Raw genomic sequence first — 1,916 nt, forward strand, 5'->3', positions numbered from 1 at the left:
AAAGACAATCCGGTAACGGCTACTTCTACTGATCCAACGCCTTGTACTACTTGCCCTAAAGATCCTGTGTGTACTGATTGTACAATTACTGAAGTGCCACAAAATCCTGGTATCTCAATCACTAAAGACGGAACTTATGTAGATGCAAACAACGACGGAAAAACAAATATTGGTGATGTAGTATCCTATAAATTTGTTATTACCAATATTGGAAACGTAACTTTAACTAACGTAACAGTTACTGATGACAATGCTACTGTAACTGGTGGACCTATTGCAACGCTGGCTCCTGGAGCAACAGATGCAAGTACCTTTACTGCTTCGCATGCTATCACACAAGATGATATCAATAAAGGTATTGTTTACAATCTGGCAACTGTAACTGCGAAAGATCCTAAAGACAATCCGGTAACGGCTACTTCTACTGATCCAACGCCTTGTACTACTTGCCCTAAAGATCCGGAATGTACTGATTGTACAATTACTGAAGTACCACAAAATGCGGGATTAGCTGTAAATAAAACAGCAACAGTTACTAGTAACAACACTCAAACAGATGTGTATAGTTTTGTGGGAGATGTCATTAATTATACAATAAATGTCATCAATACTGGAAATGTGACTATAAATAACATCATAGTTAAAGACCCGTTAACGGGATTAGATACGACTAATCAGTCTTTCAGTCTTCTACCGGGAGAAAATAAAGAATTTACTCAAAGTCTGACTGTAACATTAGCTGACTTAAATAACGAGAGTATAACTAATATTGCTACAGCAAGTGGATTAACTCCAAATAATAATCCTGTCGAAGCAGAAGATACTGTAATAGTAGAGAGAGCCGGAGTATTAGGTTGTGGAACTATAGAGGTTCACAATGCTTTCACACCAAATGGTGATGGAACAAACGATAATTTTGTAATTGACAACATTACTGATACAACCTGTTATCCTGAAAATACAGTAGAGATTTACAACAGATGGGGAATACTGGTTTATGAAACTAAAGGATATGATAATGTAAATAATGCTTTCAAAGGTTATTCTGAAGGTAGAGTTACCGTAGACAAGTCGACTGGATTACCTGCCGGAACCTACTTCTATATTTTGAACTATACCGCTGTTGGTTTACAAGGTGAAATCATACCTAAAAGAGAACAAGGGTATTTATACCTTACCAGATAATAAAACTCCAATCTAATACCAGAGATCTAATAAACCTCTGGTTTCTAAAAAAAGAAGTCAAATGAAAACAAAACTACTACTAATCAGCTTGATGTTTACAGCTGTGGTGAGTTATGCCCAACAAGATGCACAATACACTCAATATATGTATAACACCATTAATGTAAATCCAGCTTATGCCGGATCCAGAGGAGCAATGAGTATATTTGCCTTACATCGTACCCAATGGGTCGGATTAGACGGGGCACCTACAACCAATGCAGTTTCTATCAACACGCCTTTTAATAATAGTAGATTAGGTTTAGGGGTTTCCTTGGTAAATGATAAAATTGGTCCAACAACAGATAATACGCTTTCGGCAGATCTGTCTTATACAATCCCTACTTCTGAAACTGTAAAACTATCTTTTGGTCTTAAAGCTTCTGTTAATTTATTTAATCTGGACATCACTAAATTAAGACCTGAAGTTAGTAATGATCAAAGGCTTCAGGGATTTGATAATGAAATCTCACCTAATATCGGGGCTGGGGTTTATCTACATTCAGACAAAGCTTATTTGGGATTTTCTATTCCTAACTTTATCGAAACAAATCAGTATGCTGATAACCAAGTAGCAGTGAACAAAGAAAAATTAAACTACTATTTAATTGCGGGTTATGTAATGGATTTAAATTATAACCTGAAATTCAAACCGGCATTACTCACTAAAATGGTACAAGGTGCTCCTTTAC

General features: G+C 36.2%; 2 protein-coding genes. Both read left to right on the forward strand.

What is annotated here, in order from left to right; translation table 11 throughout:
- Positions 1-1,185: T9SS type B sorting domain-containing protein (locus BUB89_RS17740; RefSeq protein WP_143161168.1), on the forward strand; the 1,185-nt coding region annotated here is incomplete at its 5' end.
- 61 nt (positions 1,186-1,246) lie between these two features.
- Positions 1,247-1,916: PorP/SprF family type IX secretion system membrane protein (locus BUB89_RS17745; protein ID WP_073247544.1), on the forward strand; the 670-nt coding region annotated here is incomplete at its 3' end.

This window comes from Flavobacterium flevense, assembly GCF_900142775.1.
Lineage (GTDB): Bacteria > Bacteroidota > Bacteroidia > Flavobacteriales > Flavobacteriaceae > Flavobacterium > Flavobacterium flevense.